19 protein-coding genes are annotated in these 21881 nt (G+C 67.0%); 14 read left to right on the forward strand and 5 right to left on the reverse strand.

Annotated features, from left to right (window positions below):
* Positions 1 to 45 precede the first annotated feature (45 nt).
* The 3 genes from H0264_RS19560 (at position 46) to H0264_RS19570 (ending at position 2176) form a co-directional block, all read left to right on the forward strand.
* On the forward strand, positions 46 to 723 hold the full coding sequence (locus H0264_RS19560) for a PAS and ANTAR domain-containing protein (RefSeq protein WP_181578875.1): 678 nt from the start codon (positions 46 to 48) through the stop codon (positions 721 to 723).
* 222 nt (positions 724 to 945) lie between these two features.
* Positions 946 to 1377: an ATP-binding protein gene (locus tag H0264_RS19565; RefSeq protein WP_181578876.1), complete on the forward strand. Its 432-nt coding sequence runs from the start codon at positions 946 to 948 to the stop codon at positions 1375 to 1377.
* The gene (locus H0264_RS19570) at positions 1367 to 2176 is read left to right on the forward strand and encodes a SigB/SigF/SigG family RNA polymerase sigma factor (protein ID WP_181578877.1); all 810 of its coding nucleotides are present in this window, start codon (positions 1367 to 1369) and stop codon (positions 2174 to 2176) included. The genes H0264_RS19565 and H0264_RS19570 overlap by 11 nt, the downstream gene beginning before the upstream one ends.
* A 345-nt stretch (positions 2177 to 2521) precedes the next feature.
* On the opposite strand, the gene H0264_RS19575 is transcribed toward H0264_RS19570, so the two are convergent.
* On the reverse strand, positions 2522 to 3586 hold the full coding sequence (locus H0264_RS19575) for a baeRF2 domain-containing protein (protein ID WP_181578878.1): 1065 nt from the start codon (positions 3584 to 3586) through the stop codon (positions 2522 to 2524).
* A 277-nt stretch (positions 3587 to 3863) separates the two neighbouring features.
* Here H0264_RS19575 and H0264_RS19580 point away from each other — a divergent pair, with 277 nt between their 5' ends.
* Entirely contained in the window at positions 3864 to 5303 is a 1440-nt protein-coding gene (locus H0264_RS19580) for a lipase family protein (protein WP_244975879.1), read from the forward strand.
* 152 nt (positions 5304 to 5455) lie between these two features.
* Here H0264_RS19580 and H0264_RS19585 read toward each other — a convergent pair whose 3' ends face one another.
* On the reverse strand, positions 5456 to 7006 hold the full coding sequence (locus H0264_RS19585) for an acyl-CoA carboxylase subunit beta (protein WP_181578879.1): 1551 nt from the start codon (positions 7004 to 7006) through the stop codon (positions 5456 to 5458).
* Between the two features lie 297 nt (positions 7007 to 7303).
* Here H0264_RS19585 and H0264_RS19590 point away from each other — a divergent pair, with 297 nt between their 5' ends.
* Positions 7304 to 8665 carry an ABC1 kinase family protein gene (locus H0264_RS19590; RefSeq protein WP_181578880.1) on the forward strand — a complete coding sequence of 454 codons (1362 nt, stop codon included), beginning with the start codon at positions 7304 to 7306 and terminating at the stop codon, positions 8663 to 8665.
* A gap of 20 nt (positions 8666 to 8685) precedes the next feature.
* On the opposite strand, the gene H0264_RS19595 is transcribed toward H0264_RS19590, so the two are convergent.
* The 3 genes from H0264_RS19595 to H0264_RS19605 all read right to left on the reverse strand — a co-directional run bounded on the left by H0264_RS19595 (position 8686) and on the right by H0264_RS19605 (position 12261).
* The gene (locus H0264_RS19595; RefSeq protein ID WP_181578881.1) at positions 8686 to 10386 is read right to left on the reverse strand and encodes an FUSC family protein; all 1701 of its coding nucleotides are present in this window, start codon (positions 10384 to 10386) and stop codon (positions 8686 to 8688) included.
* Positions 10387 to 10441: 55 nt separating this feature from the next.
* Complete coding sequence (locus H0264_RS19600; protein ID WP_338040083.1) at positions 10442 to 11536, reverse strand: tellurite resistance/C4-dicarboxylate transporter family protein; 1095 nt, start codon at positions 11534 to 11536, stop codon at positions 10442 to 10444.
* A 107-nt stretch (positions 11537 to 11643) separates the two neighbouring features.
* Entirely contained in the window at positions 11644 to 12261 is a 618-nt protein-coding gene (locus H0264_RS19605) for a TetR/AcrR family transcriptional regulator (RefSeq protein WP_181578883.1), read from the reverse strand.
* 219 nt (positions 12262 to 12480) lie between these two features.
* On the opposite strand from H0264_RS19605, the gene H0264_RS19610 reads away from it, so the two are divergent.
* The 9 genes from H0264_RS19610 to H0264_RS19650 all read left to right on the forward strand — a co-directional run bounded on the left by H0264_RS19610 (position 12481) and on the right by H0264_RS19650 (position 21744).
* Complete coding sequence (locus H0264_RS19610) at positions 12481 to 13647, forward strand: lipase family protein (protein WP_181578884.1); 1167 nt, start codon at positions 12481 to 12483, stop codon at positions 13645 to 13647.
* A gap of 363 nt (positions 13648 to 14010) precedes the next feature.
* Positions 14011 to 14889: an MlaE family ABC transporter permease gene (locus tag H0264_RS19615; RefSeq protein ID WP_420832101.1), complete on the forward strand. Its 879-nt coding sequence runs from the start codon at positions 14011 to 14013 to the stop codon at positions 14887 to 14889.
* A complete protein-coding gene (locus H0264_RS19620; RefSeq protein WP_181578886.1) occupies positions 14889 to 15758 on the forward strand; it encodes an MlaE family ABC transporter permease in 870 nt (289 codons plus the stop codon). The genes H0264_RS19615 and H0264_RS19620 overlap by 1 nt, the downstream gene beginning before the upstream one ends.
* 3 nt (positions 15759 to 15761) lie before the next feature.
* Positions 15762 to 16805, forward strand: coding sequence for an MlaD family protein (locus tag H0264_RS19625; protein ID WP_181578887.1), 1044 nt, complete (start codon positions 15762 to 15764; stop codon positions 16803 to 16805).
* The gene (locus H0264_RS19630) at positions 16802 to 17809 is read left to right on the forward strand and encodes an MlaD family protein (RefSeq protein WP_181578888.1); all 1008 of its coding nucleotides are present in this window, start codon (positions 16802 to 16804) and stop codon (positions 17807 to 17809) included. The genes H0264_RS19625 and H0264_RS19630 overlap by 4 nt, the downstream gene beginning before the upstream one ends.
* Positions 17806 to 18819 (forward strand): MlaD family protein, encoded by a 1014-nt coding sequence (locus tag H0264_RS19635; protein ID WP_181578889.1) that lies wholly within the window; start codon positions 17806 to 17808, stop codon positions 18817 to 18819. Before H0264_RS19630 ends, H0264_RS19635 begins: the two co-directional genes overlap by 4 nt.
* Positions 18819 to 19763 carry an MCE family protein gene (locus H0264_RS19640; protein WP_181578890.1) on the forward strand — a complete coding sequence of 315 codons (945 nt, stop codon included), beginning with the start codon at positions 18819 to 18821 and terminating at the stop codon, positions 19761 to 19763. Before H0264_RS19635 ends, H0264_RS19640 begins: the two co-directional genes overlap by 1 nt.
* Complete coding sequence (locus H0264_RS19645; RefSeq protein WP_181578891.1) at positions 19760 to 20779, forward strand: MlaD family protein; 1020 nt, start codon at positions 19760 to 19762, stop codon at positions 20777 to 20779. Before H0264_RS19640 ends, H0264_RS19645 begins: the two co-directional genes overlap by 4 nt.
* On the forward strand, positions 20776 to 21744 hold the full coding sequence (locus tag H0264_RS19650; RefSeq protein ID WP_181578892.1) for an MlaD family protein: 969 nt from the start codon (positions 20776 to 20778) through the stop codon (positions 21742 to 21744). Before H0264_RS19645 ends, H0264_RS19650 begins: the two co-directional genes overlap by 4 nt.
* Positions 21745 to 21881: the final 137 nt, after the last annotated feature.

Genomic DNA, 21881 nt, shown 5'->3' on the forward strand with positions numbered 1-21881 from the left:
ACCGATCCGCTTCCGAGACAACGGTTCACAGCGGATACTCGTGAGGTGACAACCGGAGGAGAAGTTTCCTCGAGCGACGCGCTGGATCAGGTGATCGGCCCGGGACGCTCCCAAACCGTCGGCAGCTTCCGATTCTGGCTAGCCGACCAACGCTGGGAGTGGTCGGACGAGGTGGCAGTCATGCACGGCTACGCCCCCGGGACCGTGGAACCGACCACCGAACTACTGCTGGCGCACAAGCATCCCGACGATCGCGCACAGGTCGCCACCTCTCTTGCCCGGACGGTGGAGAACGGGGAACCGTTCAGCAGCCGGCACCGCATCATCGATACCGACGGTGTGGTGCGCCACGTGATCGTGGTGGGTGACCTCATGGTCGACGACAAGGATTCGGTGGTCGGAACCTCCGGCTACTACATCGACGTAACCGACACCCTCGCCGAGCATCGGCAGGAGACGCTCGACGACACCCTGCCCGAGCTGTACCGGGCGCGGGCGACGATCGAACAGGCCAAGGGCGCACTCATGCTCGTCTACGGCATCAACTCCGAACAGGCTTTCCGGGTGCTGACCTGGCGCTCGCAGGAGACCAACATCAAACTACGCACGCTGGCCCAGCAGTTGGTCGCCGAGATCGCCATCATGGGTGGCGCCGCGGTCGAACTGCGGACCAGATTCGATCATTTGCTGCTGACCGTGCACGAGCGCTTGCGGTCGGATTAGCCAGCGCAGCATAAATATTCGTCCAGTCTGTTTCGACGGTATCGGCCCGGGTACGCGTCCAGTACACAGCCGGGTGCCGCCATCTGGCACGACGCTCCCGCGATGGGTATCCGCGGAGGAACTGGATGCCGGAGAATGATGCAACGGACGAATGGATCGGACAACGGCCGGGCGCGGCGCATTCCGTCTCTGTGGCTCGGCGACAGATGGGCGGAGATACGCATGAGTGAGTGGCTTTCCAAACCGATGACGGACACCAGCACGGTAGGGATCCGGGTACCGGCCGATCTCGCGCAGCTGACCATGCTGCGCGCGCTCGCCGAAACCGTAGCGCTCATTGCCGATTTCGCCCTCGACGAGGTGACCGATATCCGGGTCGCCCTGGACGAGGTGGCGACCTCGCTCATCGTCGCGGCGGCGCCGGGCTCGGATATCGAATGCGAATTCGACTTCGACGACGAACAGATGAGCGTGCGCGTGTCGGCGTTCACCGCCGAAGAAGACGCCTTGGATCAAGACGGCTTCGGATGGCATGTGCTGCAAACCATTACCGAAACCATCACCGCGCGGCGAAGGCCGTTCGATGAGCTCGCCGGCGGGTACCCCACGGTCATCGAATTCAGTCGCTTGCGAGGTGAAGTCGATGACGGATGATTCGAAACAGCGCCCGCCCGGGCGTTCTCGTAGCCGCGGTGACAGCTACGACAATATCGAGCCGATGTTCAAGGAACTGGCCGCGCTCGATCCCGCCGATCCGCAATGGGAAGGGGTGCGGGAGCGGCTGATCGGGCGGTGCATGCCCCTGGCCGACCACATTGCCCGGCGCTTCGCCGGACGCGGGGAATCCTTCGACGATCTCCTACAGGTAGCCCGGGTCGGCCTGGTGCAGGCCGTCGACCGCTTCGACGTGACCCGCGGCTCCTCGTTCCTGTCCTTCGCGGTGCCCACCATCATGGGTGAGGTGCGCCGCCACTTCCGCGATAACACCTGGGCGGTGCGAGTTCCCCGCCGCACCAAGGAGATTCAGCTCAATATCGGCGGTGCTATCGACAAGCTCGCCCAGCGCCTGGGCCGGATGCCCAAGGCCCGTGAGATCGCCGCCGAACTCGACGTGGACCTGGTCGAGGTGACTCAGGCCCTGATAGCGGGCAACGCCTACCAGCTGGCCTCCCTCGACGCGGTCACCGGCGACGACAGCGAGAACACCCCCTTGTCGCTCATGGAAGTCCTCGGCGATGTGGAACCCCGCTACGACCGAGTCGACGAATTCCTGGCCGTCAAACCCCTCATCGCCGAGCTGCCCGACCGCGAACAACGGGTCCTGGTCATGCGCTTCTTCGAGGCCCGCACCCAGACCCAGATCGCCGAACAGCTCGGCATCTCCCAGATGCACGTCTCCCGCATCCTGTCGAAAACCCTCGCCTACCTCCGCGAACAGGCCCTGCGCGACTGACGCGCCGGGCAGCCGCGCAATCGGAGCAGCCTGCCCGCAGGCCCTCAGATGGGATTGGGCGGTGGCGGTGGCGGCTGGGGGACCGGCGGCCCGGGTTCTGGTTGCGGGTACGGCTCGGGTTGCGGATACGGCGGGATCGGCTCCGGAACGGGTTGCGGCGGTACGGGTTCCGGCGGACGTGTGGGATCCGGCGCCGGCGGTCGTGCCGGGTCGGGCAGCGGCGGCTGGGTTGCCGCGGGTGGCGACGACGGGAGCGTCGGTTGCGGTATTGCCTTCTGCAACATGGCTTCTCCTAACTCGGACTGCTCCTGGTGACTCGGACTGCTCCTGGGCGCGGCCATACCGTCACACCCGGCGGAGCAGTGCGCCCACGCCGTCGGGGAGCAGCATTCGGCCGCCGATGGGCACGATTTCGGAGTTGCCCGCGAGGGCGGCGGCGGGGAGGGCTTCGTCGGCGCGGCGGATTTCGGGGTGGCCCGTCAGTTCCTTTGCGGTGGTGGCTATTTCGGTGTGCCGGTCGCCCACGAGAACCTGGTGTTCGTCCAGCGCGGAGCCGTCTATGAGAAGTTGCGCGACGAATCTGTCGCGCAGGGCGGCCGTGGTTTCGGCCAGTCCGCTGGCGGTGGCGCCCCAGGGGCGCTCGCGCTCGGCGCGATAGCGGTTGAGGATGAGCCGGCAGTGGGCTTCGGCGGCCTCGGCGACGGTCTTGCGGACCAGGTCGCGCAGGGCTTCGCGGTCGGCGCCGTCGATTTCGACTATGCGCCGGACGTTTTCGGGGGAGTCGGCGGTGCCGTCGCCGGTGTAGCGGGCGTCGAGCGCATTGTGCAGGGCCGCGCGGGCGGGCGCATCGCCGATGAGAATGAGCAGGACCGCGGCGACCCGATCGGCCAGCCGGCACATCTGGTCCGCCACCTCGTCGATGCGGCGGTGCATGCGGTCCCGGGCATGGCGGCGGGTCTGGCGCTGACCTCGGCTGCCACGCAGCGGATTCACCGGATCCACCGACCAGGTCATCGGATCGCCGTGCCGGTCCATGGCGTAGAGCCTGGCCCCGGCCGGATGCAGCAGGGCCACGACGTGCGGGACCCGTGGCGCGCGTTGCTCGAGCAGCGGCAGGATGCACGGCAGCGGGGACACCCGCACCAGTTCGCGCGGCGGCGGGGCCGGTAGCTGTTCGTCAACCAGCACGGTGCGACAGTCGGCGATGAGCGCCCGGCCCGAACGGCCCGCGGCAGGTGGACCCGCCGCCACCGCGATGCCGATCGCCCCGATCACGTCCGCGGAAGCGCCTGCGGCGGAGAGCTTTTCCCGGATGGTGCGCTGGTTGAGCTCGAATTGCCGGTCGGCGTCCTCGGTGTCGTGGGAGCTGTCGAAGTACACCGATGCGAACGGCCCGGTACGGTCGATCAATTCTCGGAGACTCGTTCTGACCACGTATCAGGGGTACCCGTGCATCCCGGCCGCAATCACCGGGACCTCGGCGCGGGCCGTGTGCGCAGGCTGCGGCGTGGTCTCGATGTGGCGTCGAACCGACTTCGGCGACCCGAGATACCGGGCTGGACGGTAGGTCGGCGTTAGCATCGGGTGCGCCCGAGATGAGGGGAGCTCGCGTCACCACCCGTGCCACTGATTCCGTGGGGGTTTTGTGCTCTGTGCTGTCGGAACCAACTGCTCGAGAATCACCCGCGTGCTGCTGCTGTGCTCGCGAATCCTGCTCGCCGCCTTGCTGATCGGTTGCACGGCCGCGCTGAACGGGGCCGCCGGGATCGCGCACGCCCAGCCGGACGACGCTGCTCACTCGGACGATCCCGCTCAGCCGGGGGACGTCTCGGGCACGATCCCCGCCAACCTGCCCGGCCTCGATCTGCCCGGCCTGCAGCGCTGGATCGAGGAACTCGTGCCACCGCCGAACCTCCCGCCCGCCCCCGACACGCCGCTGGTCGACGGCGCGGACCTGCCGCCGGAACTGGCATCGCTGCGCGCGGCCGTCATGCCCTCGGCCATCGGTGACGGTTTCGTCGACGACTGGCCCGAGGATCTGGCCGATTTCGCACCGGGACAACTCATCACCTGGCGCGATATCACCCAGACGGCATCCGGTGTGCTGTTCGTGCCGGTGCGGCAGGTGGTGCAGCTCAAATACCGGACCACCGATTCGCACGGCCTGCCCTCCTACGCCGTCTCGACCCTGGTGGTGCCGACCGGCGTCTGGGCGGGCGAGGGGCAGCGGCCGGTGGTGGTCAACAACCTGCCCATCAACTCGCTGGGCCGCGACTGCAATCCGGGTCATACACTGGCGCACGGGTTTTCCCGCAAGACCAACCTCGCCGACTACATTCCGCCCACCACCCAGCTGGCGCTGCTGCGCGGCTATGCGGTGCTCATCCCCGATCACGAAGGCCCGCGCATGGCCTATGCCGAACCGTTCGTGGCCGGGCACGCGGTGCTCGACGGCATCCGTTCGGTGCGCGAGTCGGTGCCGGACGAGTTCGGCGCCAGCAGGTTCGGGCTCATCGGCTATTCCGGCGGAGCCATCGCCACCAATGGCGCGGTGCGTCTGATGTCCGACTACGCGCCCGAGCTCATCGATGTGGTGGCGGGTGCGGCCATGGGCGGGGTGCCCGCCGATTACGAGATCCTCGCGCGCAGCATGAACGCGAATCTGGCGTCAGGGGTGTTCATGGCCGCCACCTTCGCCATCGGCCGCGAACGCCCGGAGATCCTGGAACGGATGAACTCCCTGGCCCAGTGGGCGGCGGTCTCGGTCATGAAGGACACCTGCATGGATACCTTCGCGCTGTTCGGCCTGCTGCTCCTGCCCATCGACATCGCCGCCAATATTCTCGATCCGCTTCAGAGCGAACTGGCCCGCGACATCTACTCGGCCACCCGCATGGAAGGGCGGAAATCGCCTGTGCCGCTGTACATCTACCACGGCGAGCAGGAATTCTGGGTGCCTCCCGAAGGTGCGAAGAACCTCTACGCCGAACAGTGCGCCCTCGGCGCGAACGCCGTCTACCGCAGCGTCCTGGGTGAACACATCATCGCCGCGTTCACCGGCTACCCGGAGGCTCTCATCTGGCTGGACGCGCGGCTGCGTGGGGAGGCGGCGATCAGCGAGTGCTGACGCCCGGTGAAAGCCGAAGGCGCACAGTGCTCCGGAGCGGCACGGTCATTCCGGACGGCACAGCTCTGACCGAACGACCGTGCCCCCGGTCCGCCGGACCGGGGGCACGATTCATCCTGTGGCACAGGGGCTTTGCGTAACGGGGTGCAGCGTCACATCGGGAACAGGCTGTGCTTGCGCGGGTTGTGCTTGCGCACCGCGCCCTTGTCGCGCAGCAGCTGCAGCGCCTTGCGGATTTCCAGGCGGGTGGCCGATGGTTCGATGACCGCGTCGATGTACCCGCGCTCGGCGGCCGTCCACGGGGTGGCGACGGTCGCGTTGTAGAAGTCGATCATGTTCTGCCGCAGCGCGGGCCGCTGTTCCTCCGGTGCGGCGGCCAGCTGCTTGCGACCCACGATGCTGACCATGGACTCCGCGCCCATGACCGCGAGCCGCGCGGTCGGCCAGGCCAGGGCGATATCCGCGCCCAGCTGCTTGCAGCCCATCACCGCGTAGCCGCCGCCGTACGCCTTGCGGGTCACGATGGTGACGATCGGGACGGTCGCCTCCAGCAGCGCCCGGAACATGCGCCCGCCACGCTTGATGACGTGGTTGTTCTCCTCCTCGACGCCGGGCAGCACGCCCGGGGTGTCGACGACGTAGATGATCGGGATGTTGTAGGCGTTGCACAGCCGGATGAAGTACGCGCCCTTGTCCGAGCAGGCCGCGTCCAGCGCGCCGCCGAGGGCCATCGGCTGATTGGCGACCACGCCGACCGGCCGGCCGTCCACCCGCGCGAAGCCGGTGATCAGGTTCGGTGAGGTGTTCGGGCTGATCTCGTGGAAGGCGCCGTCGTCGAAGATGCGCAGCAGCACCTCGTGCATGTCGTAGCCGACCTTGTCGGAGTCCGGAATGATCTTGTCCAGCTCGCGGTCGGAGTCGGTGATCTCCGGTTCCAGGCCCGGGTTCACGATCGGCGGCTGCTCGAGGCAGCTCGACGGCAGATACGACAGGTATTCGCGGACCCAGGTGTAGGCGTCCTGCTCGGTGCGGGCCACATGGTGGACGGTGCCGAGGCGCTCGAGGGTCTTCGCGCCGCCGAGTTCTTCCGCGGAGATCGACTCGCCGGTGACGGCCTTGATGACCTCGGGACCGGTGACGAACATGTACGAATCATCGGTCGCGACCAGAATGTCCATATTGATGGGCCCGTACACGGAACCGGCCGCGCACTTGCCGAGCATGACGGCCACCATCGGCACATACCCCGAAAGGTCCTCCTGCAGGGTCACCATATTGGCGTACCAGGCCAGGGAGGTCACACCATCCTGAATGCGCGCGCCGCCGGAGTCGTTGATGACCACTACCGGGCAGGCATTGGTGTAGGCGAATTCCATGGCCGCGCGGGCCTTGCGGGCGAACACCTCGGAGACCGAGCCGCCGTAGACGGTCTGATCGTGCGAGATCACCACCACCGGACGGCCGTCGATATAGCCGCGGCCGGTGACCACACCGTCGCCGTAGATGGCATTCGTGTTGCCGGACTGACGCATGAGCGCGCCTAGTTCGACGAAGGTGCCCGGGTCCAGGAGCATGCGCGCCCGTTCTCGTGCGCTGGGAATGCCCTTCTTGCGACGCTTCTCGATCGCGGCCTCACCGGCCGGTTCTTCGGCGATCTCCAGGAGCTTGCGCAGTTCGGCGAGCTTCTCCTGTGTGCCCGTCATACCTCGGTCTTGCCTTTCCACCATCAGGGGTTGTGACCGGTGCCGGTCACGCGTCGGTAACTGGATCGCAGCACCGACCCGCCACGCTACAGGGCAGAACCCTCACCGAACCACCTAACGTCCGGAGAGATCGCGCGCGAACGGCCCACCAACCGGTCGGAAGCACCCGCCCGGTCGTACACTTCGCTTCGAACCTCCAGGTGCGCGCGGCGGACCTGGTCCGACGAGCAGACAGGGGCGGCTACGACGGTGAGTGCGGTAATGGCTGGTGATCAAGAGGTCGGCAGGGGAATTGTGATGCGGGACGCGGCCCGCGAGGTGATCCGGCCCAACCTCGATACCTTCGGCTTCGCCGAGATCAAGCGTACCGCCATCATCGGCACCGTCCTGAGCGGCTCCATCGCCAAACGCGTGGTGAGCCAGGGCCTGCGCCCGTCCAAGCGCCGGCGTGCCATGGCCGACGGCATGGTCGACGGCTTCGAGCATCTGGGCCCGCTGTTCGTGAAGCTGGGTCAGCTCATCGCCTCCTCACCGGGGGCCTTCCCGCGCGAGTTCGCCGACGCCTGCCTGCGCTGCCTCGACGATGTGAAGCCGTTCCCGGCCGCCGCGGCCAAGGCCATCATCGAGGCCGATCTCGGCAAGCCGATCTCGGAGCTGTTCCTGTCCTTCGATGACGAGCCGCTGTCGGCGGCGTCGATGGCGCAGGTGCACGGCTGCGTGCTGGCCGACGGCCGTCCCGCCGTGGTGAAGGTGCAGCGGCCCGATATCGCCCGCCGCATGATCGTGGATCTGCGGGCGGCCCTGCGTCTGGCGCAGTCCCTCGAAAAGCGTTCCGAGAACGCCCGGGTCGCCAATGCCCAGGCCGTGGTGCGCGACCTCTACGAGGCGACGGTCGCCGAATTGAACTTCCTCATCGAGGCCGACAACCAGTCGCGCGCCCGCGAGAACCTCACCGCCTTCGGCGACAACACCAATGTCGCTGTCCCCGAGGTGTATTGGGACTACTGCGCGCCCCGCGTGCTGTGCATGGAACGGATGCGCGGCATGCCCCTGGACCGCTTCGACGACATTCGCGCCGCCCACCCCGAACCCGAACTGCTCATCCGCCGCCTGGTGAAGGCGTGGATGGAAAGCGTTGCGGTACACGGCCTCTTCCACGGCGACGTGCACGCCGGCAACCTGTGGCTGCTCGATGACGGCCGTGTGGCCATGCTCGACTTCGGCATCGTCGGCCGCATGGAAACCGAGTGGCGCGAATTCGTCCGCGCCCTGTTCTACGCCTCGGCCATCGACAACGATTTCCGCCCCGTGGCCCGTGCCCTGCGCAAACTCGACCTGGTCGCCGACGACAGCGGCGACGACGCCACCATCGGCCGCCAGCTCGCCGTGGCCCTGGGCCCGGTCCTGTCCGGCAGCCTCGACAAACTCGACCTGGGCGTCGTCTCGGCCCGCCTGCTCGAATTCGGCAAGCGCCGCGGCGCTTCCGGTCCGCAGCAGCTCATCCTCATGGGCAAGCAACTCGGCTACTTCGAGCGCTACGCCGTGGCCCTGGCCCCCGGCTGGAAACTCGGCCGCGACCTGTTCCTGTTCCGCAATGTCTTCCCCGCCGAGGTGGCCGCCAAGCTCGCCACCGACGGCGGCGAACTCCCCGCCGACTGACCGGACACGTCCGGGACAGGCTATTCCGGTGCCCGGAATAGCCTGTCCCACTTGCCGATATCGGGGAGGCGGGCGCCGTTGGGCACGGTCCAGCAGGCGCCGAGGAAGTCGTAGCCGTCGCGGATCAGGGCGGCATGTGGTGGCCAGCGTGGTTGTGTCCACCGTGGGTCGTTGTGCAGGGAGTCCAGGCCCGCGCGCATGCCGCCGGTGAGTTCGTACTGGAGGTCGCGGCGTAGTTCGGTGGTGCTCGCGTCTATCGGGCGGGTGCGCAGGATGTCGATGAGAGTGTGTGCGGCGGAACGGATTCGGTGCTCCGACCAGGAGAAGGTGCGGCGGTGGGCGTGGGTGAGGACGAAGTGCAGCGCGAGCACCGCGACGATGACGCCCACCGCGGTCTCGATCAGGCGGTCGCTCATGACGGTGGCCAGGAGCTCGCCGGACGTGCTCGCGCCACCTGCCAGCAATGCGATGGGCGTGATGAAAACGGCTGCGACGGCGTAGTTTCCGGCGACGAAGAGCTCGATCCCGAAGAGCAGCACGGCGAATACCGCGACGAGTGCGTAGCCGGTCAGCGACAACTGCATGAGGATCGCGAAGACCCCCAGTCCCACAGCGGTTCCCGCCAACCGCTGGATCGCGCGCACCTGCCCGCGAATCCGGTCCGGCCCGGCCTGCAGCACGATGAGCGCGGCAAGCAACGCCCAGTGCGGCCGCGTCGACCCGAGCACTCCGCCGACGAGTGCCGCCGCCGCACAGGCGATCCCAACCCGCACCGCAGTGATCACCGCATGCGAATCCAGCGACAACGGCCGCCGCAATCGATACCAGACAGTCGGCCGAGCCAACGGAATCCGTTCCCCCGCAGCCAGTTCCGCCGGATCCCGCTGCGCCGCCACCGACAGGGTGTGATGCGCCGCCAGCAATTCGTCCACCAGCCGCATACGCGGCGTGTGCCCGGGATCGCCACCTGATCGGGTGCGTGGCGCTGCCGGGGCGATCGGACCCGAATCGTAAACGGCCGCCCAGGCATTCGCGATAGCCTCACCTGCGGTGTGCCGGGCCATGGTGTCGGCTCGGCCTTGCTGTTGAGCTTGCGCGTAGGCGTCCACCGCTCGCACCGCCGTCTCGACTGCTATCCGTTCCGGTCGGCCGGGATCGGAAAGCACGCCCGCCATCGATGCCAGCAGCGAGCCACCTACTCCGAGCAGTGTGGCCACCAGAATCGCCGCGCCCGATACTCCGCCCGCTACCGCGCCGGCCGCGCCCGCGCACACCAGCACGAAGAACAGCGCCCCCGGCGGCCCCAGCCGCGTCGCGTCGATCACGTATACGGCGGCCATCGCCAGGAGGATCAGCACTGCGAACTCGATGCCACGGGCGAAGAATCCGGACCCCAGCATGTCGCCCAGCAACACTCCGATGGCTGCCGAAGCCAGCAGTGCGGCACCTGCGGTGAGCACCACCGCCCAGCGCACCCGGTACGGCCGCCCCTCCCCGTAGAGCACCGCGAACGCCCCGAACGATGCGAACAGCGCGGTCCCGGAATGGCCCGTGACCAGCAGTGCCACCGCGGGAATCAGGAATGCGGCGACCGACCGCACCCCGGCGTCCCACCGCGCGCCGATCGGTCCCATTCCGAACAGCAGGGTCCGCACCCGCGCGATCTGTGGAACCTCTTCGCGGTGCTCACCACCCGATGAACTCTCGATTCGCTCCGACACAGTTACCTGATCTTGCCACCGGCGGCCGTGCGCCTTCGGCCGGGCGCTGGGCGGTTCACCGGTTCTCGATCGGGAAGCGGGTGGCCACGAGCTCGGCGGCCACCAGCGCCCACACCGCGATCGCGACGATCAGTAGATACTTCCCGGCGGTGTGCAGCGCCGGAATATCGGTCACGGCGCCGGTGGACATGGCGGCCACGGCCGTCATCCCCAGCGGGAATACGGTGGCCCAGCGGCGCACGTTGTACCCGGGCCGGAAGCGCACGATCTCCGCGATCACCAGCACCGCGTAGCAGAGCAGATTGACGGCGACGAGCGCCAGGGTGACCACCCGCAGCACGGTGTGCGGGACACCCGTCCACTCCTGCGACGCAACGAGTTTCGACCCGGCGAGCGCCGAAATCGCCAGGGCGCCGGTGAAAACCCACTGATCTCCTTCACCCCGCCAGATCTGCGCAGGATCGAACCGGACAAGCGCCGCCAGATACAGCGCGAGCCCGAGCACGAAGAACAGCAGCGCCACCACTGCCGGCCAGTCGGCCTCGGCTTCGAGAGCCAGCGTGGCCGTCAACACCGAGATGCCCTGCGTGGCAACACAAACCAGAAAGGCCGCCCCGGGCATGTGCCGATGCCAGTGCCGGATCACCAGCGTGAGCAGCACTGGCCAGACGAGCACCGCCACCACCAGCAGCCCCACCGCCACGGCATGCCATCCGAGCAGCGCGAACCGTGTACCGAGCACCGTGGTCGCGGCGACAGCGGTGAGCGCCGGCGGAGTATCGGCTTCCGACTCCCACCGCGAGCGATCCCACAGCAGCCCGTAGGCGAAGTCCGCCGCGAGCACGATCCAGATGACGACCGCCAACACCAGCGCAATCCGCGACAGCCCTTCGTTGCCGGTGAGATGCAGGCCGACGGAGATAATCCCGGTCGCCATGACATATGCGCCCACCGCAGGCGAGAGACCCCGCCACCACCGCTGCACCATGCAGTCATCACATCGCGCCCTCCCATACGCGTCAAGCAACTCGCTGGCAACTATGATGGTGTGTGAATGGGGCGGCTGTGGATATGTGCCCGCCGTGCATCCCGGACTCGAACGAGCCGAGCGTCCGATAGCGGGCCGGAAAAGCCGTGCCGCGCGAGTCATGCACTGCGGCAACCGTTTTCACCTCGCGGTCGGCCACTCGCCAGGCGTGATCCACGGAGTCGCGCCCTACCGCGGCCCCAGCCGATGCGTGACGATCAACCTGCCGCTCAGAAGTCGATGCCGTGTTGCAGGGAAGCGACTGTGCTGTCGAGGGTTTCGTAGAGAGCTTTCAAGGAGCGGTCCGCGCTGAGGATCCATTGGTCCAGGCCCACGCCGAGGGCGGCGAAGCAGGCCGCCGCCGCCAGTTGGGGTCGCAGGTCGTCGATGGGGAGGCCGGCGCGGTGGGCGAAGCGCTGGGCCAGCACGTGCTGGCGGGTGACGGCGCCGGTGAAGTTCTCTTGGCGGAGTTCAGGATTGGTGACCAGCAGGTGGCGGGCGCGGCGGGCGGTGTCGGCTTGGGTGCGGCGCGTTTCGGGGTCGGTTTCGTCGAGGACGAAGTCGCGCAGGGCGGCTCGCAGGGCGGTGAGGGCGGATTCGCCGGGTGGGCGGCGGTCGAGGGCGGCCAGGAGGTAGGCGATCAGGTCTTCCTCGTGGCTGAAGATGACGGCGGCCTTGGAGGGGAAGTGGCGGTGGAAGGTGCGGCGGGAGACGTGGGCGGCGTCGGCGATCTGCTGGACGGTGGTGTGGTCATAGCCCTGCCGTTCGAACAGCCGCAGTGCGGTGTCGATGAGTTGGCGGCGGACCCGGGCCTTCTCCCGTACGCGTAGCCCCACATCCTGGGTCATGCCCCACCCTCCGTCGTCCATGTCACCCGGCGTCGTTCGAGTCGGGCTGCGCCCAATTTTTACAAGGCGCGGAATCCCTATGAGACCGAGTCACCCAATTTGGTGTCTCAAAGTGACACTTTTCAGGTTAGTCTGGCTGAACTGTCACAGTGTGACACCAACGCTGTGAGGTCGACACCGTGACATCAAAACCGTGACATCAAGAGCTTGTGAGGACGCATGACCCGCCGCAGCCGTTCGAAGAAGAGCAGTCGTTCGACGAGGAATACCGTGATCACCCTGGTCGCGACCGCCCTGCTGGCCGGTGGCCCGCTGGCGGGTTCCGCCCTCGCGGATCCGACCGGCGGCGCGGCACCCGGCACGGTGGTGTCGAACGAGGCTCTGCCCGAGCAGCTGTGGGTGACCGGCACCGCCTCGGCCCGCCGCCTGACCTACTGGACCCAGGATTCCGACGGCCGTCCCGCGCTGTCCACGGGGGCGATCTTCATCCCGGCCGGAACGCCTCCGCCGGGCGGCTGGCCGGTCGTCTCCTGGGAGCACGGCACGGTCGGCGTCGGCGACGACTGCGCACCCTCCACGGCTGGCCGCTCCCAGCGCGACATGGACTATCTCGCCACCTGGCTGCGGCAGGGCTACGCGATCGTTGCCACCGACTACATCGGTCTCGGCACCCCGGGCGTGCACACCTACCTCGACGGCCGGGCCGAGGCGCACGCCGCAATCGACATGGTCCGCGCGGCCCGTGCCGTCGATGACTCCCTCGCCTCGAAGTGGGTGGCCATCGGCCAGTCCCAGGGCGGCGGCGCGGCCGTGTTCACCGCCTCCCTCGCCACCGGCTACGCCCCCGAGCTGGACTATCGCGGCGCCGTCGCCACCGGTCCCGCTTCCAATGTGGTGGAAGCGTTTTCGCTGATCGGCCCGCAGGGCCCGGCCGTCTCACAGGCCCATCTGACCGCCTACGCCACCTATGTCCTCAATGGCCTGCAGGCGGCGCGCCCCGGCCTGGACCTGGACAGCTATCTCACCCCGCTCGGCAAGGACCTGATGACCGCCGCGCAGACCCTGTGCTTCACCCCGATGGCGCAGCGCGCCGCGGGCATCCCGCTGAATCAGCTGTTCTCGCGGCCACTTTCGGACGGCGACCTGATGGCCACCGCGCGCCCGGTCCTGGATGTCCCCATGACCGGCTACGACCGCCCGCTTTTCCTCGGCCAGGGCACCAACGACCTCGATGTCCCGATCCCCTTGACCACCAAGCTGATCGCGGATCTGGAACTGCATGGCGTCCGCCCCGAGGTGCACATCTACCCGGGCAAGGACCACAGCGCCACCATGGCGGCGTCCCTGCCGGACAGCATGCCGTTCGTGGCGAGGCTGTTCGCCTGACACTTCGCGGGCTCGATGCCCACCCGGCCCGGGAGCGGCTGTCTCGTCTGAGCCGCCTGTCCGGGTTGGGTTCGTCCTGAACGGGACACGATTCCCGGCGTCGAGGGGGCCGGCCGTCGGATCGGCGTCGAATGGCGGATCGGCTGCTGGGCAGCCGGAGCAGACGCGACTAAATGCTCCTGCACGGTGACGTGTGCCAGACAGTAGCCCGGCTCTTGGGGTCGCCAGAGAGTTGCTACTGCCCGATGCGGTGCCCCACGCCGCAAACCAGACCGAGCATCCTTCATGAAACTGGCTGGATGGTCAAGGGTTTGGGTGAATCAAGTGAAGACTGACACGTCAGTCGGAAAAGTGTATTAACGTCTGGGACGGCCGGTACGGGCCAGGCAGTGGGGCAGTGGGGTACAAGCATTGGTCGATAAAGTCATTCGGGGGCCGGAACCGCTCGTGCGGAACGTCACCGAGTTCGTTCTCTCGGGGTTGCGCACGTTCGGGCGCACCCTGCAACTGGCGGTAGCGGCCTTCCGCTACCTGATCACCGACATTGTCGGACTCAAACATCCGTGGCGGGACACGCTGCAGCAGGGCTGGTTCATCGTCTCCGTGACGGCGATTCCGGCGGTGCTGGTGGCGGTTCCGTTCGGCGTCATCGTGGCGGTCCAGGTCGGCAGTCTGACCCAGCAGGTCGGCGCGAGTTCGGTGTCCGGCGCGGCCGGCGGGCTCGGCGTGATCCGGCAGGGCGCGCCCATGGTGACGGCATTGCTGCTGGGCGGCGCGGCCGGTTCGGCCATCGCCGCCGATCTGGGCGCCCGCACCATCCGCGATGAGGTGGACGCCCTGCGGACCATGGGCATCGACCCGGTGCGCCGGCTGGTGGCGCCGCGACTGGCGGCCATGATCGCGCTCACGCCGCTGCTGTGCATGCTCATCATTTTCATGGGCGTGTTCACCGGATACGTGATTGCCGTTGGCTTCCAAGGGGTTACGCCGGGCAGCTACCTGCAGGCGTTCTCCGCCTTCGCCGAGATGAGCGATCTCGTCGTCGCCATCGTGAAGTCGATCCTGTTCGGCATCATCGTGCTCATCGTGTCGTGTCAGCGCGGCCTGGAGGCCATGAACGGGCCCAAGGGCGTCGCCAATGCCGTGAACGCGGCGGTGGTGATCGGCGTGATCTCCGCCTTCGGGGTGAATCTCGTTATCACCCAGTTGGTTTCGATGTTCCTACCAACTCGGGTGGGTTGATGACTCAGGTACCAGCCCGCTATCAGCCGCTCGGGGCAGCGGGCCGAGTGGTCGCACGCTCGGCCGACGCCCCGATGACGGTTCTCGAAACGCTCGGGCATCAAGCAACTTTCGTCTACGAGGTGCTGGCCGCCATTCCGCACACGCTGCGCGTGTACCGGCGCCAGACCATGATCATTCTTTCCGACATCACCTGGGGCAGTGGCGCGATCATCGTCGGCGGCGGCACCGTGGCGGTGCTGGCCTTCCTCGGCATCGCGGTCGGCGGCTCCATCGGCGTGGAGGGTTTCACCGCGCTGAACATGGTCGGCATGGGCCCGCTCACCGGGTTCGTCTCCGCCTACGCCAATACCCGCGAGATGGCGCCCATGGTGGCGGCCATCGGCTTTGCGGCACAGGCCGGTTGCCGCATGACCGCCGAGATAGGTTCCATGCGCATCTCCGAGGAGATCGACGCGCTCGAGGCCATCGGCATCCGCCCGATGTCGTTCGTGGTGACCACCCGCGTCATCGCCGGCGTGATCACCATCGTGCCGCTGCACCTGCTCACGCTGATCCTGTCGTACCTGTCGTGCGCCACGGTCGTGAACGTGCTGCACGGGCAGTCCTCGGGCACCTACTACCACTACTTCGACGCCTTCCTGCAACCCGGAGATGTGATCGCATCCCTGGTCAAGGCAACGATTTTCGTGGTCACCATCATTCTCATCCACGGCTACCAGGGCTTCTACGCCACCGGCGGACCGGAGGGCGTGGGCCGGGCCTCGGGTCGCGCGATCCGCGCGAGCCTGGTGCTCGTGGTCATCCTGGACATGATCCTCACGATCGTGATCTGGGGCCTGGATGTCGGCATCAGGATTTCGGGGTAGGCCATGGGCGTCTTTCAGGATCATTCCGGGCGCGCCGCCAAACCGTGGGCGCTGCGCCTGCGCGGCCTCGTTCTCGCGATCGTCATCGTCGTCGTGACGATGCTCGTAAGTTCCTACGCACGTGGCGGTTTCGCCGACAGGTTCGCCTTGACCGTCGACGCCGCCACGCTCGGTGAGGGTCTCGCGCCGGGCGCGGAGGTGAAGTTCCGCGGCTTCGCCATCGGCACGGTGAAGGCGGTGGACACCGTCGGCTACGGCCATCAGCGCATCGAATTGGAGATCGACCGCAAGCAGGCCGGCGCGCTCACCGACGACGTGACCGCGCGCTTCACCTCGTCCAATGTCTTCGGTTCCAGCGCAATCGAATTGGTGGCCGGTGACGGCGGCGAACCGCTGCGCGAGGGCGCGGTGCTGCAGATCGGCGAGAACGCCACCAATGCCACCGTCGCCGGAGTCTTCCGGCGTGCGGCCCGGCTCACCCAGGTGCTCGACTCCGCGACCGTGCACCGGCTGTTCGATCTCATGCTCGACAATGCCGACAGTCTCGGCCCGGTGCTGCAGTCGTTCTTCGAGACGGCGCGCCTGCTCGCCGACGGTCAGCAGGCGCCGCTGGCGCACTATCTGACCATCGGCAAGGACATGACCGGCGCACTCGCCGACCTCACGCCGTCGGCGGGCCGCGCCATTCTCGCGGTGCTCGAACAGGCCGCCTACTTCGGCGACCCCGACAATCGGGCTCGCACCAACAAGGCCACCGACGGCGTGGATCAGACTGTGCTGGTCGGCATTTCGGACCTGCTGCAGACGAACAACCCGGATCTGGAGGCCCTGCTCAGCACGGTGCTGGATCTCGCGGTGCCGATCAGCGCCTCCATCGGCACGGTCGCCCCGGCCTACAACCGGGTCCCGAACCTGCTGCGCGCCATGGACGGCGCCTTCCCGGTGGTGGACGGCCGCGTGCAGCTGCAATTGGAGCTGATCGCGAAAACCATGCCGTACCTTGCCGATTCACTGAATGCCGATTCGCGGAACGGGGGTACGCGATGAACGACATCGGCAAAGCCGCAGCCAAACTGGTGGTCTTCCTGCTCGTCGTGGGCGCCTGCTCGGTCTTCATCGTGACCGCGCTGCGCACCCCGATTCCCGGCGAGAAGGTCACCTACGACGCCGTGTTCACCGACGTCTCCGGCCTGTTCCCGGGTGACTCGGTGCGGATGTCCGGCGTCGCCGTGGGCAAGGTGGAAGCGGTGTCGCTGGACGGCACCCAGGCTCGCGTGCACTTCACCGTGGACCAGAGCCGCCCCGTCTACGACAACACCAAAGCCGCTGTGCGCTACCAGAACCTGATCGGCCAGCGCTACGTGGAACTGCTCACCGACGGGCCGAGTGGCACGAAACTCGCTGTCGGCTCGACCATTCCGGTGGATCGGACCATCCCCAGCTTCGATGTGTCCAAGCTGTTCAACGGTTTCAAACCCATGTTCGAAACCCTGGATCCGGCCCAGCTCAATCAGTTCGGCGACAATCTGCTGCGCGTGCTGCAGGGCGACGGTGCCGGTATCGGCCCGGTGCTGGCGGATCTGGACTCGCTCACCAAGAACGCTCGCAGCAGTGAAGCGGTCATCGTGCTGCTGATCCGCAACCTCGGCCTGGTGTCGGCGGAGATCGGTGGAAAGTCCCAGGCGGTGGGCGATCTGGTGCGGCAGCTCTCGGCGATCCTGAGCCAGTTCACCACCAAAACGCAGACCATCCTGACCGCCATCGACAATGCGAATGCGGCGCTCGTTCCGCTCATTCCGATTCTGGAGCAGGGGCAGGCCGCCTACGACCAGGCCTACGGTCCGGTGGACGGCCTGCTGCGCCGGCTGGTGCCGCAGACCGATCAGCTCACCGATCTGCTCGCGCTGACCCCGCAGCTCGTCACCGGCCTCAATCAGGCGGTGCCGGGAGACGGTGTGCGGCCGCGCATTACATGCTCCAACGGGGAGGCGGCCGTGCCCGCCGTCGCTGCCGCGATCCTCGCCAACCAGAACCTGGTGGTGTGCAAATGACGGGACTGATCCAGTATTTCGGCGCGCTCATCCGTGAAATCCTCACGGGGCGCGGCGACCGGCCCAAGCAATTGCGCTGGGGCATAGCGGGTGTCACGGTGTGCGCGGTCGCGCTGCTGGCGGCCGGGACACTGTATGTGATCCCGTTCGGGCAGCGCACCTACGTGGCCGACTTCAAGATCTCCGGCGGTGCGCATCCCGGTGACGAGGTCCGGGTGGCCGGTATCAATGTCGGCAAGGTCCGCTCGGTGGACCTGGTGGGCGATCACGTGGAGATCGCCTTCACGGTGAATCGCGATGTGCACGTGGGTGATCGGTCCGCGGTGGAGATCAAGATGCTCACCCCCATCGGCGGGCACTACCTGGCGTTGAGCCCGGCCGGTGACAAGGCGCTGGGGGAGGGCCACATTCCGCCGGAGCGCACCACCACGCCCTTCGAGCTGAGCGACATTCTCGACCGCGGCACACCGGTGTTCGGTCAGGTGGACGGCACCACCCTGCGTGACACCTTCGGTGAACTGAATTCCGCCCTGGCAGGCCAGCCGGACGCGCTGCGCAATGTGATCGGCAATGCCAATGAGCTGACGGGCCTGCTCTCGCAGCGCACCCAGCAACTCGACACCGCACTACAGGTGTCGGACGAATACATTGCCGCCGTCGCCACCGACAAGGCCATGCTGACCGATTTCGTCCGGCAGCTCGGCGCGGTCGCCGATCAGCTGGGCAATCGCAAGGACGACATCATCTCGGTGTTCAACCTGGTGAAACGGCTGCTGCTGGTGCTGCACCGGCCGATCATGGCCTACGGCGACAATGTCGAGCCGACCGTCACGCAATTCGAGCAGCTGTTCTCGAAGGCATTCGAGGATCCGAGCCGGATCGACACCGTGATCAACGGCCTGCGCGATGTCATCACCAAGCTGAACGGGTTGGTGGGCACCGACGTGCAGGTCGCGGACCCGGCCGCCGGCGTGCAGCTCTGCATCCCCTATGAAGGCAAGGCGTGCTGATGCTGAGTAATGGAAAACCGTGGCGAAAAGCCGCACTGGCCGCCGGCGTCACCGCAGCGGTGGTCGCCACCGGCGTGGCAGGCGTCACCTGGGCGAATTCCGCCAGTGCGGCCGACCAACAGGTCTGCGCCGAATTCAAGGACACCGTGGGCCTCTACGAGGGCAACAGCGTCACCATGCTCGGCGTCGATATCGGCACCGTCTCCAAAATCGAAGCCCTCGGTGACCGCATGCGCGTCACCATGAGCATCGCGAGCAAATACACGCTGCCCGCCGACGTCACCGCCGTCACCATGTCCAGCTCCATCGTGACCGACCGGCATGTGGAATTGGCCAACCCCTACACCGGCGGCGATCGTTTCGACACCGCGAAATGCATTCCGCTGGAACGCACCAAGACGCCGATCGGCATCAGCGAGGCGCTCGACGCCATGGGTGTGCTGGCCGAGGATCTGACCGTCGGCGGCGGCGCGAACGGTCAGCCCGACCTGCTGCTGGACAGCACGCTCACCGCGGCCAACCAGGCCATGAGCGGCACCGGACAGCAGTTCAACCAACTGCTGCAACGACTTTCGGCGGTGGTCGGCGACCCGTCGCAGCGGGATGTGGTGTTCCGGCGGCTGGTGGACAATCTCGACCAGCTGACCACCATGTTCGTGAGCAATTGGCCGGATATGCAGCTGGTGCTGGACAATCTGCGCGTCGGACTGCAGTTGATCGGTGAATTCTCCATGGAGTTCGCCGGCGCGGTCGATATCGCGGTGGAGTTCCTGCCGGTGATCGCCCGCAATGCCGGGAAATACGACCAGCGGGTATTCGAACTGCTGGATCAGATACTGCCGCAGGCGAAACAGGTGCTCGAAACACATCAGGGTTCCATCAGCGACCTGCTCGCCCAGCTGCCGCCGCTGGTGAACCAGCTCCCGCAGGGTGGTGCGCGATGACACGAGTGCGTAAACGCCGCCTCGCCAAGCTGATTCCCACGATCGGCGCCGTAGCGCTGCTGGCCAGTGGCTGTGGGCTCAAGGCCACCGATATCCCGATTCCCGGCACCTACATCAGCGGTGACACCTACACGGTGCGCATCGAATTCGGTTCGGTGCTGAACCTGCCCGACAAGGCCAAGGTCATCGCCGACGGCGTGGAAATCGGCATGCTCGAGCGGATCGACCTGTACGGCAATACCGCCGTGGCCACGGTCCAGCTGCGTCAGGATGCCAAGCTGCCCAAGACCACCACGGCGGAATTGCGGCAGAGCACCATCCTCGGCGACATTCACATCGCCCTCGAAGCGCCCAAGAAGTCCGAGACCGGATTCCTGGTCGACGGGGACGTGATCCCGGTGTCGCAGACCGTGCCCGCCACCAATGTGGAGGACATTCTGCGGGCGCTGTCGAATATCATCACCGGTGGCCGCTGGGCCGATGTGCAACAGCTGGTGGTGGACATCAATTCGGCGTTCCCCGCCGATCCGGCCGAACTGGATCGGATCAATGCCGCCGGGCGCGCCGCGCTCAGCGACATGGCCTCGCACAGCGATGAGCTGAACGCCATTCTGGCTTCGGCGCAACAGATCACGGGCAAACTGGAATCCGGTCGCGCCGCCATGGACACCATCCTCACCGTCGGTCCGGACCGGGCCGCGGGTCTGTCGGATGTGCTCTTCAATGTGGTGAAGCTGATCATCAGCGGCGGCGGGCTGGCCCGCAATGCCGCTGATCTGCTGGTGCCGCATGTCGGTGACTTCCAGACCATCGTGTCGGTGCTCGCGCCGACCGCGGTCACCGTCGGCTATGCCGACATCACCCTGGCCGAGAATCTGGAAACCTTCCGGACCCTGTTGCGGGAGAAGCTGATTCCGTTCCTCACCGCACCGGATGTGCGGGTGCAGCGGGTCAGCGCCGACATCCAGGCCGATCAGCTCATCACCACACTGCGCTCGATTGGGATGGTGCCATGAAACTCTCACTGTCCGGACCGGTTTCGCTGGCGCTGCTGGCGGTGATGACGCTGCTGTGCAGCACCTACATGGCCGTCGGCGTGCTCAACCTGGACCCGCGTCGCGAAACCAATACCGTCACCGTGCTTTTGGACAGCTCGGGCGGGCTCATGAAGACCTCCGAGGTGACCTTGCGCGGCCTGCCCATCGGCAAGGTGCGTGAGGTCAGCGCCACCGTGCGCGGGCTGGCGGTCAAGGTGGAGTACGACGCCAAATACCGTATCCCCCTGGACAGTCCGGTGCAGATCGCCAATCTGTCCGCGGCGGGGGAGCAGTTCCTCGATTTCCGTCCCGAGGGCACCGCGGGCCCGTACCTGAGCAATGGCAGCATCGTGCCGCAGCGTCAGGTCCGCACCGCCACCACCGTCGGTGACGCCCTCGCAAAGCTGGATGCGCTGACCGCGCAACTGGATCCGGCGAAACTGGCGCAACTCGCGGGCACCGTCGCCGAGGGTTTCGAGGGCCGTGACGCCGATATCGCCAACCTGACCCAGGCCCTGATCGGCACCGCGAATCTGTTGCGGGACAAGCGCGATGCCATCGCCCGCCTGTACTCCAATGTGCAGAACCTGGGTGACCGCTTCAACGGCCGCGCCCCCGCCCTGAGCGCCGCCGCCACCGATATCGACACCGGGTTGCCGGAGCTGCTGCACATCATCGCGGCCTTCCAGAACTACTCCACGGTGGGCGAATTCATGTTCGACGATCCCATCGGCCCCCTGGTCGAAAAGATCGACTCCTATATCCAGCTGCTCGGCCCGGACCTGGGGCACATCGCCACCGCCCTGAAGCCCTCGACCAGCGTGATCAAACCCTTGCGCGTGGACGCCGGCTCGATCGTCGACCTGCTCGCCACCGTTTTCCCCGGCGACGGCACCGCCCACATCGGCGTAGAGCTGCCCCAGCCGCAACCACAACCGCGATAGCGAGAAATCTCATGAGTGATATCGACAAGACCACCGTGACGGACACTGACAAGACCATCGTGAGCGATACCGACAAAACAGCGGAAACCGCTGTGCTGCTGAACAAGTCGGAGCCCGAAGCTGCGGAGGCGGCGCCG

This window comes from Nocardia huaxiensis, from assembly GCF_013744875.1.
Lineage (GTDB): Bacteria > Actinomycetota > Actinomycetes > Mycobacteriales > Mycobacteriaceae > Nocardia > Nocardia huaxiensis.